This window comes from Acinetobacter sp. TGL-Y2, from assembly GCF_001612555.1.
Lineage (GTDB): Bacteria > Pseudomonadota > Gammaproteobacteria > Pseudomonadales > Moraxellaceae > Acinetobacter.
In genome coordinates this window covers 1,033,508-1,046,049 of record NZ_CP015110.1, presented here as the reverse complement: position 1 = coordinate 1,046,049, position 12,542 = coordinate 1,033,508, and the positions used below count along the sequence as shown (strand labels likewise).

Genomic DNA, 12,542 nt, shown 5'->3' with positions numbered 1-12,542 from the left:
AAGGTCCTGATTGCATGACAATAAGATTACGGATTGGTAATGTGAAAAACGGATAGATTCATATACTATGATGTGGATGCAGATACTTATTATTGAAGATGAAACCAAAATTGCTGAATTTCTAGCAAAAGGATTAAATGAGTCTGGTTATTTATCCAGTATTGCTCATGATGGATTAACCGCATTAACCTTGCTACAAAAAAAGAAATTTGATCTGGTGATTCTGGATGTCATGTTACCTGAAATTGACGGTTGGCAAGTGCTCAAGACCTTAAGGACTTTTTCTCAAACGCCGGTACTCATGCTAACTGCGAAAGATCATGTGTTAGATCGGGTCAAAGGCTTAGAACTGGGCGCAGATGATTATTTAATTAAGCCCTTTTCTTATATTGAATTACTCGCCAGGGTAAAAAGCCTATTGAGACGTAGCGTAAAAGCCGAGTCTGAATATTATCAAGTTGATGATTTAATTTTAGACCGACTTGAACGCACGGTATATCGAAACCAACAAAAAATTGAACTCAGCACGAAAGAATTTTCACTTTTACACGTGTTAATGCAGTATCAAGGTGAACTACTCACCCGCTCGCAAATTGCCTCGGAAGTGTGGAACATTAATTTTGATACCGATACCAATGTGGTCGATGTCGCGATTCGACGTTTACGTGCCAAAATTGATGACCATTTTCAGCCCAAATTAATTCATACTGTTCGGGGTATGGGTTATCGCTTAAGCCTCAATAAATGAACAATAGCTTAAGGCATCTGAGTTTAACCGCACGTTTAAGTATGGCCTTCAGCATGATTTGTTGTGCTGTATTTTTGGGTATTGGCCTGCTTTCTTATCACAACATGCAGCACCTGTTGGCCAAACAACGTGATCAGAACTTAACTGCACGTGTTGAACGCATCGAAATATTTTTACATGATCAAGAAAGTTTTCAAATTCTGGTTCAACATCCTCGGCTTTATGAAAATATGCTGGGAAAAGAAGATAATCTTTTAATCTTAAGAAATCAGCAACAGACTTTAATTGAAATTAATCCACTGAACGTCCATATTCCTGCTATGGCCGAATCAAAAAACATGAGCTTTGTCGATAATCAATTGGAATTTGCCACCACCCGTTTAGCTTATAAAACTGTGGTTTTTAATCAGCAATATTATCAACTCATTGCCGGAACACAACTGGACGAAGCCCAAGCGACTTTAGATCAATATTTATGGAAATTAATTCTCTATAGCGTATTGGGAATCATCATGGCAAGCCTACTCGGTCGTTGGGTGGGTGGCTATTTACTCAAATCTTTAAATCAGTTGATTGCACAAACCTACCAAATTCAGGGTAGTCAATCCCATCAGCGTATTGAAGCGCAGAGCACTAGCGTTGAAGTGGAAAAACTCCGTTCAGCCATGAATGCGATGTTGGAAAAAATTCAGATTAATTATGATCAATTGGCCCGTTTTTCTGAAGATATTGCCCATGAATTAAGAACCCCTTTAAACAACTTAATCGGGCAAACACAAATCATGCTCATGCAATCTCGGTCACAGCAGGAATTGGAACAGCTTTTGTATTCTCATCTGGAGGAATATGAACGGCTCAGCAAGATGATAGACAACATGTTGTTCATCGCTCGTTCAGAGCACAGTGATTATTTGATCGAAAAACAAAATATTGACTTAGCGAGTCTGATTCTAGAGTTGGTCCACTACTTTGAATTCTTGGCTGAAGACAAGAACATGGCATTTATTTTAGCCTTAGAAACAGGCGTTCAAATCTATGCCAATACTGATTTATTAAAACGCGCGTTGTCCAACCTGATGATCAATGCGATTGATTATGGATTGGAAGATCAGGACATTGTGATTTCAACCAAATCTACAGGACATCATGTCGAGATTGAAGTATTAACGAAAAATATTTTTATTGATGACAAACATTTGAATCATGTCTTTGATCGTTTTTATCAAATTGATAGTAGTCGACATCACAAAGCAAAAACAGGAGGGTTAGGACTATCAATCGTGAGATCTATCATGATGTTACATCGTGCAGAGGCCAGTGCTTATAACAGCCCTCAAGGCATTGTGTTTAGATTAAAGATGAATAGTTTAGAGAATTTTGAAAAATTATAAAATAATATTGGATAGGGCAAATTTTTTAAATTATCTAAAACTAACATCATGCGTGTGCTGCGAACACGAGTTTTTTAAAAATAAAAGCTTCACATTTTTCATAAGCTTTGCCTCTGTCTCTAACCAATGCACACCTACAAACATGATGTTTTTTAAATAGTTTTTCCATTTTTTTTGATAAATTTGAATATAATCAAGTCAATGTTAAAGTTTTTGAAATTTTTCAACCCCATCCTCTACAATGTCTGCAAACACGGTTTAGCATAACCCCATGCTGTGCTTTGTACGCCCTAGCGTACATGGATTCAAGCCTTTTGCGACTACCGCAAAGAACAGCCATTGCCTATGATGAGGACATAGAGAGCAGGATGCTCCAGATAATAATAAGAAAAGACAGCAATGGAGAATGCAGGTACGACAGGAGTTATACCGTAGCATCAAATATGTAAAAAAGCCCAACAGGATGTTGGGCTTTTTTATGGACTGAATTTATGGCTCTAATCACTTAACAACGGATTATTTAAGCCGCTTTTTTATTCCATAAATGCTTAAGGAGCCATCAGCGCTTCAATATCTTCAATAGTTTTGACCACATTTTTGGTGAGAACTAGCGGCCCTTGTTTAGTCGCAACAATATCATCTTCGATACGAATACCAATACCACGCCATTTTACATCAACCGTTTCATCATCAGGGGCGATATACAAACCCGGTTCAACCGTTACAACCATACCTTCTTCATAAGTTCGCCATTCACCATTTTGCTTATAAGCACCCACGTCATGCACATCCATGCCCAGCCAATGCCCTGTCCCATGCATATAAAACTGACGGAAGCTTTCTTTTGCAATAATATCGTCAAGCTCACCTTGCATAATGCCTAAATCAAGCAAGCCTTGAACCAATATACGCACTGCAACATGGTGTGGTTCTTTGTATGAATTGCCAATACGAACCGCATCAATTGCAGCAATTTGAGCATCCAACACCACTTGATAGAGTGCTTTTTGTTCTGGACTAAATTTACCATTGACTGGAAAAGTCCGAGTAATATCTGAGGCATAAAACTCATATTCACATGCTGCATCAATCAAGACCAAGTCACCGTCTTTGAGCGGTTTATTGTTTTCCACATAATGTAAAATACACGCATTTTCACCACCGCCCACAATACTGTTATAAGACGGCACACAGCCATTTTTACCAAAAATATAATTCAGTTCAGCCTCTAAAGCATATTCCATCATATTGGATTTAACCGCTTTCATGGCCTGTGTATGCGCTTCAGCACTGATATTCGCTGCAATCTGCATGAGTGCAATTTCTTCTGCATCTTTATGCAAACGCATTTCATCTAAAATACGATCTAACTGAATCAACTGCGCCGGTGCAGCTGTGCCTTTACGGGATTCACCGTTTGCGTCCACAACCCACTTGGCAACACGCGCATCAAATTCCGCTCGGTGTCCAATCCGGTAAAATAATTTTTCTTTGTCTAATAGTTTTTCAAGTATTTCTTCGTCTAGAAGCTCGATGGCATAAGCTTCGTCAGCATCAAAGTCATCGACAGCGCCGTCAACACCTGCGCGGTAGCCATGCCAGATTTCCATTTCACGATCACGTTCACGGCAGAACAAACTATAGCTATATTCTTCGCCTGAACCAAAAGTTTCAATCACCGCGACCGCTTCAGGTTCTGCAAAACCAGTTAAATAATAGAAACTACTGTCCGCTCTATATTTATAGTCGGCGTCACGGTTACGCATTGCCACAGGGCTTGTTTCAATAATCGCAATACTGTTTGAACCGATCTGTTCTGCTAAACGATCACGGCGTTCCTGAAAATCAGCTTGAGTCAATTTCATATTTTTATACGGCTTCAATAAGATGAATAAGTGGATATTGATGCTTACACCTGAATGTAAACATCAAGCAACAGCAATTTGAATTAACTTGGGCGGTTTGGGGTAAACATTTCCACGACATTGGCGTCTGTATCAGCAACTTTCTTGTTTTTCACATGCTGAAGTAAAGTACTGTCCGCCACGCTAATTTTTGGGCGAGCCATGGATAAGCTTACTGGAATTAAACGTACAAACTCGTATAACTCTTGGTAGCTTATTTCACCCTCTTCATCATCGTCGGTATCCTCAAATTCTACCGCTGCAATATCTTGCAAATGTTGAATGAGTTCTGCTTCATCTGGGCGAATGTTACCAGATGCCAAACCAAAACCGAGTACCACGCCCGTGCACCAATCTGCCAAAGCTTGTACACGTTCTGAGAGTGAGTGTTCGTCATCTGGAAGCATGGGTAAATAATCTAACTCATCCTCAGACAATGCGTGGAAAACGTCCTCGGTCTCTTCAGCCAGTAAGTCGAGTGCTTCTTGTTCAAGTTGAGGCACAGTCAATGTCGATAAAATTTGTAACCATTCATCAGGTGTCGGTGCTTGCGTTACACAAACAATACCCGTAAGCAAACCATGTAACTCACTAGGGCTTGAAATTTCTTCAATAGCACTAAAATGATGGCTCCAGTCATTCCAACCTGAAATATCGTCTTGCATTCGTTTATCCAATCTCTATACTTCTGTATATATTACCTTTGATTGCGAAACTACGCGACCTCGTTATGTTAGAACAATTACAGCGTCTACAGGCGCATATCACGAAGCTACACACTCATCTGAGCGAAGTTGAGCGAAATAATCTGACTTTACTACAGCAAATAGACAGTAGTGAAGAGCAGCATCATGCACAAATTGTCCATAAAAATAGCATCATCACGCAAAAGCAAGATGAGCTAGAAACATTGAATGACCAGCACAGTCAGTTACAAGCTCAATTTAAGACTTTAAATACCGATGCGACCGCTTTAGCCGAACGCTACGGACGCTTAGAGAAAAGTTGTACGGATCTCAAAAATCGCTTTCAAGAAATTTTGGCTGAGCGCAACGAGCTGCGTATAGTTAAAGAAAAAATGCTGACCGAACAGCGCCAAGCTCAACAAGAAATTCAGGAGCTTAAGAGCGAACGCACGCGTCTAATCCAAAAAAATGAACATGCCAAAACCAAAGTTGAAGCGATTATTCAGCGTTTGGCTATTTTAGGTACAGAACAAGATCAGCATGCGCAAGAAATTCAGCAACTGGCACATCCTACCGAAATCAATGAGGAAGCTTAAAAATGTCTGAGTTAGCGACTGTAGAATTACGCCTGATTGAACAATCCTTTCGCCTGTCTACCACTGTAGATAAGAAAGCGGATTTAGAACGCGCGGGTGATTTGCTGAATGAGAAGTTTCAAGAGTTTCGCCGTAAAGCACCGAATGTTGAACATAATAAATTAGTGATTATGGTGGCACTTGAGCTCATGCAAGAGGTGTTAACTCTGAACAAATCCTTACAAGAATATGCACAGTGTGAACGTTTACTCAGCACTATTCTGGAAGACGTTGAAAAAGCAGTATAAAAACTGCTTTTTCTTTGAGCATTTAGAACTTTATATGTCTTAAAGCAGTCAATTAAGCGCAGTTGCCGTTTGCGTAATGGTTGAGATTGGTTATACTTATTCTAACTCTAGGGTGTTCGCCAGCGGGTCTATTCCCCTGCCGATACTAACACTTATGGATGTGTTCTGTATATTTAGAGTGTATGTCCACCTTCGTGTGGAAAACCCAGCAAGTATGCGTCACATCCACCTTGAACTCATCGGGTTCAGGGTAACGACACATGCAGCGGCACCTCCGGAGTCTTTATTTTTATAATTATAATCATCACGGCAAATTTAATTTTTCTCTCATTTTCAACCTATTAATTCATATTTTATTTCTTAAAAATTGTAGATTCCTGTTTCCAATTTTATCTAAAAATTTCTGTGTTTCTATATCCAGCTCATGAATTGTATTTTCAGATAGTTTGAATTCTTTTATATCAGCCCACCATTCAGTCTTAGGCCCTCCTAAATGATGCAACGCTGCTTTAAAACCATTGGTGTTTGCAAGCTGCATATTTGGATAAGCTTCAAAAATAGACCAAAATAATCTTGGAGTATTGCTGATAGCCATATCTAAATCCTCTGCGCTACATATACCCTGCGATACTCAATAAAATGCCTCTCTCCATCACCCAGATTGTCATCTATTTGCAACATAACCCTTAATCTCTTGATTAATGAGAATGGGTGTCTCCCCCCAATGATCGATAAAATTCATAAGCATCTTGAATACATTTTTTGAAGTCTGTTCATCACCCACAATCCCAACAAGGGGTAATAAATGTGGTGGGTTAAACGGATGCCCAAGTGGAATACGTTCAGCAAAGGCCCATGAGCTCTGGATGTCTGTAATTTCCAAGCCAAATGAACTGGATGCAATTATCATATCATCAGGCAAATACCGTATCTTCAGGCAAAAATTTCGTGATTTGAAGATACAATTCTTATATCAAATCTCATCGTTTAGGACCATTTTCCTGTACGAAGTCCACCTCTCGAATGCTTGGAATTAACTCATTATAAAATTTTAAATAATTTTTCTATTTGCTGAGTGTGCCTACCCTTTTTATCAGCATTCAATTCTAGTCAGTCTGACAGATAGACCTTGATTCGAATCTTTAAATTAAATTCGGCTTCTAACGCTGGATCATATGCATTTACCTTAAAACCTTCATTTAGATAAAAAGCCGCCTAATTTTTAATCCTATTACACCACCACCCACGATGGCTATTTTCTTCACTTTTCTAATTTTATTCTTAAGTCTAATGAGGTTCTTTTATAAAAACATAGTTGGCTTATAACCACCTATTTTAAATCATTAAAATATAAAGGCTTGCTACTGCGCTGTGTATCCACCATCCATCACAACGGCCTGCCCAGTTACCACAGCAGCTTTATCGCTCGCTAGAAAAATAGCGTAGTCCGCTATTTCCTCTACGTTTAATAAACGTTTTTGTGGCACCATTGCCAAAATAATATCTTCTAAAGCGCTTTTTTCACTCACGTCTCTTGTTCGTGCTAAATCTGCAATTTGCCCACGTACCAAAGGTGTATCTACATAACCTGGACACAATGCATTTACTGTAATTCCATCTTGTGCGGATTCTAAAGCAGCAACTTTTGTTAAACCAATAACACCATGTTTAGCGCTGTTATAACCAGCCTTACCCGCGAATCCAATCAATCCATTAATCGAAGATAAATTGATAATACGGCCGAATTTTTGATTTTTCATGATTGGAAAAGCATGTTTTATTCCAATAAATGATCCGACTAGCATGACGTCAATTAATTTTTGGAAAGTTGTCGTCGGGAATTCCTCAATTACTGCAACATGCTGAAATCCTGCGTTATTTACCAAAATATCTAAACGTCCAAAAGTTTCATGAGTAAGCTTAATCGCTGCTTCATAAGCAGTTTCATCGGTTACGTCACAAGGTGCTGAAAGTGCATCAAAACCCTGAGCCTTTAAAGCCGCTACAGACTCCGCACATTTATCAACGTTTACATCCGAAATAGCGACTTTAGCCCCTTCTTGTGCAAACTTTTTTGCAATTTCAAGCCCAATACCGCTTGCTGAACCCGTGATAAATGCAACTTTTCCCTCTAAAACCAGACTCATTTTGTCTTCCTTTATTTATACACGCTTAAACCAAGTAAACGCTGCAATTGCAACAAATATCGTGATTATTCTAATAATTATAATTGCAAAGATGTCTTTGTAAGCCTGCTTATGTTTCAATCCTGTTACTACGAGTAAGGTAATGACTGCTCTATAATGCGGTAAAGTATCCATGCCTCCGAAGGCCATAGACACGATACGATGCATTAATCCATCATGAGCAAATAAAAAATATGATTTCTAAAAGATAAAAATAAATAAAATTCGCCTTACATACAACTTAATTTAGTTTTTAATTTTGAGGCTAAAGTTAATCAAACAAGTTCCACCTCACTCACGTAATGGTAAGCACGATTGAAATACACCAATCCTTCTTTAGGATGATTTTGTTGGATTGCAATCACACGACACATAAAAACGCTATGTGTTCCCACCTGTTGAATATGCTCGATCTCGCAATCAAAACTCACTAAAGCATCTTTTAAAACAGGTGATCCAGTTTCCAGCTCTGTCCAAGCCGCCTGTTTAAAGCGCTGTTCTGAATTCAGTTTGCTCGATGCAAATGCATTGGAAATCTGCTCATGCTGAGCGCTCAACACATTCACACATAAGATTTTATTTTCAATAAAATGTGCATGTGATCGAGATGATTGATTCATACAGACCAATAATGTCGGCGGTGTATCTGTCACACTACACACCGCAGAAGCAGTCAACCCGTGACGACCAGATGTACCTGCTGTCGTCACCACATTCACGGCACTTGCGAGTAAAGACATCGCATTTTTAAAGTCTGCTGATTCAATCATCTCTCAAATCCTAAACTGAGCTGTCGCATTTCTTGAAATGTGTGCAAGGCTAGGGTTTAACTTTAAAGTACCATCTGTTAAAGCCACCCTATCTACCCTCTAAAATTATTACGATTAAGCTGTTAACTCTTTTCGAATGATCTCTGCCCCTGCACTTAATGCATTTAACTTGCCACGCGCCACCTGACGAGATAATGGCGCCATGCCACAGTTAGTAGAAGGATAAAGTTTATCTGCATCAACAAATTGTAGTGCTTTACGCAAGGTATCTGCCACTTGCTCAGGTGTTTCAATGGTATTGGTTGCGACATCAATTGCACCCACCATCACTTTCTTACCGCGAATCAACTCAATTAGATCCATGGGTACATGCGAGTTTTGACACTCCAAAGACACGATATCAATCTGAGACTTTTGCAGTTTCGGAAAAGCTTCTTCGTATTGACGCCATTCTAAACCTAACGTTTTTTTCCAATCGGTATTGGCTTTAATCCCGTAACCATAGCAAATATGGACCGCAGTTTCGCATTTCAAACCTTCGAGTGCCCGCTCTAACGTCGCAACACCCCAATCATTTACTTCATCAAAAAATACATTAAATGCAGGTTCATCAAACTGAATAATATCCACCCCAGCAGCTTCTAATTCTCGCGCTTCTTGATTCAGGATTTTGGCAAATTCCCACGCCAGTTTTTCACGGCTTTTATAGTGCCCGTCATAAAGTGTATCAATCATAGTCATTGGGCCAGGCAGTGCCCATTTAATCGGTTGATCTGTTTGGCTACGTAGGAATTTCGCATCTTCAACAAATACAGCTTGTTTGCGAGATACTTCACCCACAACACTAGGCACACTCGCATCATAACGATTACGAATACGCATAGTTTGACGCTTTTCGAAATCAACACCTTCAAGATGCTCAATAAACGTCGTCACAAAATGTTGACGGGTTTGTTCACCATCGCTGACAATATCAATGCCTGCATGCACTTGCTCTTGTAATGACAAACGCAAAGCATCTTGTTTTGCCTCAAGTAAAGCATCACCTTGCAATTTCCACGGCGACCAAAGTTTTTCAGGTTCTGCAAGCCATGATGGTTTCGGTAAGCTGCCAGCAGTTGATGTGGGTAATAAAATAGTCATATTTAATCTTCTAGCTCTATATTTTAAGTTTATTTTTTCAGTCAATCAGGCAGCGTGCTCTTGATCAGAATAATTTTCTAGAGTGAAATGAGCAGCCCATTCATCAAGAATGTACTTATAAGGTCTGATAAAATTCTCTTCCGTCCATTTGCCTTGTTTTACTGCGAGCTGACTCCGCTCAACACGGTCATATACAATGCGTGTCAATGAATAATCCGCATAGTCCAAGCTTGGCTGATACACAACACCAGCCGGTGCATTGGTGTTATAAATTTCAGGACGATAAATTTTTTGGAAACTTTCCATGATGCTGATCGCACTGATTAATTCAAAATCGGTGTAATCACGTAATAAGTCACCTGCAAAATAAAATGCAAGTGGTGCATTGCCATGTTCAGGTTTGAAATAACGAACGCTTAAACCCATTTTTGCAAAATATTCATCGGTACGTGAATATTCGTCATTGGTGTATTCCACACCTAAAACAGTATGAACATTCGCTGTACGATAATAAGTTTTAGAGGTTGAAACGCTCAGACAAATCACAGGCTGCTTCTTAAACTCAGCTTTAAAGACTCCTGAATTGACCAAATGTTGATACAACTTGCCATGCAAATCACCAAACGCCTCAGACTTTTCATTGGTTTTATAGCCTAATGCTGGTAATACCACACTGAAGTCATAATCCCGTACATACGACGAGAAGCTATTGCCAATCATACCTTCAATACGTTCATTGCTTTGATGATCGATGATGGTGCTTTTTAAGGTTTCAATGAATGGAAAAGTTTGACCATTGCCTTTGATATCAATTTCCGCAGAGATGATGTCAATTTCAAGTGAATAACGATCCCCTTTAGGGTTATCAACAGTCGCTAAGCTATTAAAGCGGTTGTTGATCATGGCTAAAGTACGACAAAGATTTTCTTGACGGTTCTCACCACGCGCCAAATTGGCAAAGTTTGTGGTTAAACGTGTATTGTTTGCTGGCTCGTAGTTCTCATCAAAACGAATGCGTTTAATCGAACATTGAAATGCTGTATTCATAGCGATGTACCACCCTAAATTTTTATAAAAGCTAAATTTGTGTATGACTGTATTTAAGCGTGAATCCAAACATGAGTAAAACGATATAAATTCAATTAAAGATGAGTTAAATTCACTTTTCAGGTCAACATGATCAATAAATCGCCTGTAATTATAAAAAATCCATATCAAAAAATTTTGCATGCCGCGGATCATTCATTTCATCGCTTGTCTTTTCTTTGTATTTTTATAGATTACAAAGTTATGTTAAACTTCACGCAATTCTGAACACCTACGCTATGTCGTGGGTGTATTTATTTGAAATCTCCCTTTTTTGAAATTGAATTGTCTAATGCTCAGCATGATCTCCCCATCAGTGCTGTGCATTACTATTACTGTTCTCTTTGCAAAATCACTTTAACTCTCCTGCTGGTCAGGGGCTGGAGTCACTTTTATTTTTAAAAAGTACCCCAGCTTCGATCGCTTGTAATACTTATGTTGAAAAAAATGTCTTCCCCACAAATTTCTAAACTCACCCTTGCCGCGTTGTTATTTCCTTTGGCATTGGTTTTATTTGAGTTCGCTGTCTACTTGGGCAACGATTTAATTCAACCCGCCATGCTTGGCGTCACCCGTGATTTTGGCGTAAGTAGCGCATGGTCTCCTGCTGCAATGTCGTTTTATTTGCTCGGCGGTGGCTGTATTGCTTGGCTTATGGGACCGCTGTCTGACCGTATCGGTCGTAAAAAAGTGTTACTTGCAGGCGCGCTGTTTTTTGCGCTAACTTGTTTACTGATCTTATTCACTCAAAATATTCAAAGCTTCTTAGCTTTACGTTTCCTTCAAGGTATGGGCTTAACCGTCATCAGTGCCGTTGGCTATGCCGCGATTCAAGAAAACTTTGAAGAGCGTAATGCCATTAAAGTTATGGCAATCATGGGCAATATGACCTTGTTTGCACCGTTATTAGGGCCAATCATTGGTGCGTTCATGATTGACCACGTGTCTTGGCACTGGGGTTTTATCGGTATTGCTATATTAGCAATCTTAGGCTGGTTGGGTTTAAAAATAGCGATGCCTGCAGATCAAGCCGCCAATTTGGTTAAACAACCGATGCGTCATATTTGGACTGACTTCAAGACTGTTTATAAAAACAAGCAATTCTTAATTATGACCAGTGCGCTGCCTTTGGCGTGTTTACCCATCATGCTTTGGATTGCATTGTCACCCATCATGTTGGTGGAAAAGTTCGGTTTTAGCAGTATGCAATACGGTATGGCGCAAGTGCCCGTCTTGGGTGCGCTGATTTTAGGCAGTGTGATGTTGGTCAAAATTATTGATAAATATCCATTGGGTCAAACGGTGCTGTTTGGTTTGCCCACCATGTTGATCGGTGCTTTGATTATTCTGATTGGATTGTTTATGCCAGAGTATTTTGTTTGGACACTCATCATTGGCATGACCATCATGAGCTTCGGCGAAGGCATCTGTTTTTCAGTGCTGTATCGCATGGCAATGATGTCATCGAATGTCTCCAAAGGTACTGTGGCTTCTGCCATGTCCATGATGATGATGTTTAGCTATTTCATCGTACTTGAAGTGTCACGTGCTTTATATGAAGCCTATGATATTGCAGCATTTAGTCTTTGTTGTTTGTTATTGATTTTAGCGTGGTTTACATTACCTCGTAAAATGCTTAAAAAAGTCATGAAAGAACGCGCAAAACAAGGTCAGTTCTAAAATTCAAACTGATTTATAAGAAAATAAAAAGGCGAAGTCATTTATTGTACTTCGCCTTTTTATGC

General features: G+C 39.4%; 13 protein-coding genes, 1 other RNA gene and 1 pseudogene. 6 read left to right on the top strand and 9 right to left on the bottom strand.

Annotation, left to right across the window (positions count from 1 at the left end; all coding sequences use genetic code 11):
• Nucleotides 1–76 precede the first annotated feature (76 nt).
• Entirely contained in the window at nucleotides 77–748 is a 672-nt protein-coding gene (locus tag AMD27_RS04850) for a heavy metal response regulator transcription factor (protein ID WP_067662786.1), read from the top strand.
• Nucleotides 745–2,139 (top strand): heavy metal sensor histidine kinase, encoded by a 1,395-nt coding sequence (locus tag AMD27_RS04845; RefSeq protein WP_067657104.1) that lies wholly within the window; start codon nucleotides 745–747, stop codon nucleotides 2,137–2,139. Before AMD27_RS04850 ends, AMD27_RS04845 begins: the two co-directional genes overlap by 4 nt.
• Nucleotides 2,140–2,687: 548 nt before the next feature.
• Here the strand turns inward: AMD27_RS04845 and pepP are convergent.
• Entirely contained in the window at nucleotides 2,688–4,004 is a 1,317-nt protein-coding gene (gene pepP / locus AMD27_RS04840) for a Xaa-Pro aminopeptidase (protein WP_067657101.1), read from the bottom strand.
• Nucleotides 4,005–4,087: 83 nt separating this feature from the next.
• Complete coding sequence (locus tag AMD27_RS04835; RefSeq protein ID WP_067657097.1) at nucleotides 4,088–4,708, bottom strand: UPF0149 family protein; 621 nt, start codon at nucleotides 4,706–4,708, stop codon at nucleotides 4,088–4,090.
• A gap of 65 nt (nucleotides 4,709–4,773) precedes the next feature.
• Between AMD27_RS04835 and AMD27_RS04830 the strand changes: the two genes are divergently transcribed.
• The 3 genes from AMD27_RS04830 to ssrS all read left to right on the top strand — a co-directional run bounded on the left by AMD27_RS04830 (nucleotide 4,774) and on the right by ssrS (nucleotide 5,897).
• Entirely contained in the window at nucleotides 4,774–5,325 is a 552-nt protein-coding gene (locus AMD27_RS04830) for a hypothetical protein (RefSeq protein WP_067657094.1), read from the top strand.
• Nucleotides 5,326–5,327: 2 nt separating this feature from the next.
• Entirely contained in the window at nucleotides 5,328–5,612 is a 285-nt protein-coding gene (locus AMD27_RS04825) for a cell division protein ZapA (RefSeq protein WP_067657091.1), read from the top strand.
• A gap of 101 nt (nucleotides 5,613–5,713) precedes the next feature.
• Nucleotides 5,714–5,897, top strand: a non-coding RNA gene (gene ssrS, locus AMD27_RS04820) — 6S RNA.
• Nucleotides 5,898–5,958: 61 nt separating this feature from the next.
• Here ssrS and AMD27_RS19050 read toward each other — a convergent pair.
• From AMD27_RS19050 to AMD27_RS04795, 7 genes and pseudogenes are all read right to left on the bottom strand, one after another.
• Nucleotides 5,959–6,207: a hypothetical protein gene (locus AMD27_RS19050; RefSeq protein WP_228140710.1), complete on the bottom strand. Its 249-nt coding sequence runs from the start codon at nucleotides 6,205–6,207 to the stop codon at nucleotides 5,959–5,961.
• A gap of 69 nt (nucleotides 6,208–6,276) precedes the next feature.
• Complete coding sequence (locus AMD27_RS19045; RefSeq protein WP_228140709.1) at nucleotides 6,277–6,534, bottom strand: 3-hydroxyacyl-CoA dehydrogenase NAD-binding domain-containing protein; 258 nt, start codon at nucleotides 6,532–6,534, stop codon at nucleotides 6,277–6,279.
• Between the two features lie 439 nt (nucleotides 6,535–6,973).
• Nucleotides 6,974–7,759, bottom strand: coding sequence for a 3-hydroxybutyrate dehydrogenase (locus tag AMD27_RS04810; protein ID WP_067657088.1), 786 nt, complete (start codon nucleotides 7,757–7,759; stop codon nucleotides 6,974–6,976).
• Between the two features lie 15 nt (nucleotides 7,760–7,774).
• Nucleotides 7,775–7,969 (bottom strand): annotated as a pseudogene (locus AMD27_RS17995) (GntP family permease); the annotation flags it as partial.
• Nucleotides 7,970–8,073: 104 nt separating this feature from the next.
• Nucleotides 8,074–8,568 (bottom strand): flavin reductase, encoded by a 495-nt coding sequence (locus AMD27_RS04805; RefSeq protein WP_067657085.1) that lies wholly within the window; start codon nucleotides 8,566–8,568, stop codon nucleotides 8,074–8,076.
• Between the two features lie 114 nt (nucleotides 8,569–8,682).
• Complete coding sequence (locus tag AMD27_RS04800; protein WP_067657082.1) at nucleotides 8,683–9,711, bottom strand: methionine synthase; 1,029 nt, start codon at nucleotides 9,709–9,711, stop codon at nucleotides 8,683–8,685.
• Between the two features lie 45 nt (nucleotides 9,712–9,756).
• Nucleotides 9,757–10,758 carry a putative oxygenase MesX gene (locus tag AMD27_RS04795; RefSeq protein WP_067662785.1) on the bottom strand — a complete coding sequence of 334 codons (1,002 nt, stop codon included), beginning with the start codon at nucleotides 10,756–10,758 and terminating at the stop codon, nucleotides 9,757–9,759.
• A gap of 486 nt (nucleotides 10,759–11,244) precedes the next feature.
• On the opposite strand from AMD27_RS04795, the gene AMD27_RS04790 reads away from it, so the two are divergent.
• Entirely contained in the window at nucleotides 11,245–12,477 is a 1,233-nt protein-coding gene (locus tag AMD27_RS04790; protein WP_067662782.1) for an MdfA family multidrug efflux MFS transporter, read from the top strand.
• Nucleotides 12,478–12,542: the final 65 nt, after the last annotated feature.